The sequence below is a fragment of the Dictyobacter arantiisoli genome (assembly GCF_008326305.1).
In the GTDB taxonomy this organism is placed as follows: Bacteria; Chloroflexota; Ktedonobacteria; order Ktedonobacterales; family Ktedonobacteraceae; genus Dictyobacter; species Dictyobacter arantiisoli.
The window spans coordinates 1-2,228 of sequence record NZ_BIXY01000206.1; the positions used below are offsets into that span (position 1 = coordinate 1).

2 protein-coding genes are annotated in these 2,228 nt (G+C 47.9%); both read left to right on the forward strand.

Going from position 1 to position 2,228, the window contains the following annotated elements; genetic code table 11:
• The first annotated feature begins 466 nt into the window (after window positions 1–466).
• On the forward strand, window positions 467–1,180 hold the full coding sequence (locus F1593_RS27790) for an ABC transporter permease (RefSeq protein WP_172632525.1): 714 nt from the start codon (window positions 467–469) through the stop codon (window positions 1,178–1,180).
• 6 nt (window positions 1,181–1,186) lie between these two features.
• Window positions 1,187–2,032 carry an ABC transporter permease gene (locus F1593_RS27795; protein WP_149404799.1) on the forward strand — a complete coding sequence of 282 codons (846 nt, stop codon included), beginning with the start codon at window positions 1,187–1,189 and terminating at the stop codon, window positions 2,030–2,032.
• The last annotated feature ends 196 nt before the right edge of the window (window positions 2,033–2,228 follow it).

Consider the following 2,228-nt stretch of genomic DNA (forward strand, 5'->3'; position numbering starts at 1 on the left):
GCCACCCAAGGCCGAGCCTGCACCACCACGCCTCCCCGCCGCTCCTCCTGCTACGCTACCTGGTTCCTCTCGTCCTTCTGCTCACCACCCCTGGAAGCGATCTTTCCTACCGAGTTGAGTTCGCGCTCAAAAGAACTTTGCGAAAATCTGAGGGGCACCCCTCTTGTAATGAAGTATTGACAGAACCAGGTAAGCACACTATACTTATCAGTCCGTTCTACCACAATTTCAGAATTTAATAGTAGCAGAACGACAAAGGATAATTTGTAGCCTGGCTTCTATTATCCTTCTTTTCTGCATGTCCGTAACACAATTACAAACACTCATCAGGGCCTGTTTCAACAAACAGGTCATTTGTGCTGCTTTATCGCTGGCAGGAGAAAAAAATGTTACGTTTTTACTTCGAAGTGGGAAAGACCGCCTTTCGAAGACAATTGATCTATAGCTGGTCAAACCTGGCGGGTTTGTGCACCAATATTTTTTCGGCATCATTTTTAGTTATGTCATCATTGCGCTCTATATGGATCGTCCTCAGGTGGCAGGATACAATGTGCAAGATACCCTGCGCTATACCTGGATGATGCAGGCTATCATTATGGTCATCTTGCCTTTTGGTTGGAATGATCTTATGCAAACCATTCGTACTGGTGACGTGGTCTCAGATCTCAGCAAGCCCTGTGACTTTTACTGGTACTGGTTTAGCCGTGAGATGGGACGCAATATCTACTACATCTTCTTCCGTGGGCTCCCAACCTATCTGGCGGGCATGCTTCTCTTCCATTTGGGAATTCCACTCAATGGACAAGCATGGCTGGCATATCTGTTAATCTTGCCCATTGGGGCCATGCTGGGTATCGCTTATCGCTATCTCTACAATGTCGTCGCCTTCTGGATTATTGAAGCACGTGCCATGACTACTTTTTCACTCACTATTGCTCAGTTCTTAACTGGCAGCTATATTCCTCTCCCATTATTTCCATCCTGGCTACGCGTCATTGTCGATTGGCTTCCTTTCCGGGGCTTCATGGATCTTCCTGTTGAGACATTTCTGGGAAAAATAACAGGAGGAACACTCTGGTTTGAAGTCAGTCGACAGCTTGGCTGGCTGCTCGTTTTGACGTTGCTGGTACAATCCATCACGCATATAGCCAAACAGCGCGTGGTGGCACAAGGAGGCTAAGACGACATGAATATACTCAATATACTATGGACAGGCCTGCAGCGTCTCTATGACGATCTTGATCTCTATCGACGCTTGATCAGCATACAGATCAAAGCACAAACCCAATATAAAACCAACTTACTGTTGGATATTCTCACCTACCTCGGTGTCACAACACTCGAGTTTATGGCTCTGTTACTCTATTTTATCCCGTTTCCTACCCTGCTTGGCTGGCATATTGGTGAGGTCGCGTTATTAGCGGCGCTTATGTCGATCAGTTTTGGCTGCTCTGAGATGATTGGCGCAGGTATTGACAACTTCTCGTTCCTGATTATACGGGGAGAATTTGATCGTATGCTGCTACGTCCGACCGGCCCTTTTCTCCAGGTGATTGGGAGTGACTTTCGTCTGCGTCGTCTGGGACGGATAACGCAAGGGTTATTAGGATTTGTACTGGCCCTACATTTCCTCCCTACCCTGCACTGGACACCCGATAAGCTGGCAGTGCTAGGAATTGGGATTGTTAGTGGGGCAATCCTTTTCACCTCAATCCTCCTGCTTGGTGCTACAATCTGTTTCTGGACCGTCGAGACAACGGAGTTAACCAATATCATGACCTATGGGGCAAGTGAGATGCTCAGCTATCCCCTGACCATTTACCATCAATTCCTACAACGCTTCTTTTTCTTCGTGGTTCCCGTGGCCTTTGGCTCTTATGTCCCAACATGCGACATCCTTCAACGAGCATTACCATTTGGCTTACCACGCGAACTGGCCTTTGCAGCCCCTCTGTTCGCGCTACTCTTCGCGCTGATCGCCAGCAGGATCTGGGGAATAGGCATTCGACGCTATCAAAGCACTGGCAGCTAAGCGCTACAGTGCACAAATCATACTGTTTTTTGCTTGTAACATTGCTGCTTCATAGCGAAAGGAACTCCCTTTAGAACTTATCCGAAAACCTACAAGGAGGAAACGCGATCACATTGTTGAAAGCAAATGAGCGCACAAGCCAAGCACAACAAGGTCTGATAGGAACGCGGGCGCTTCTCCCAGCGGATCAGCAGAC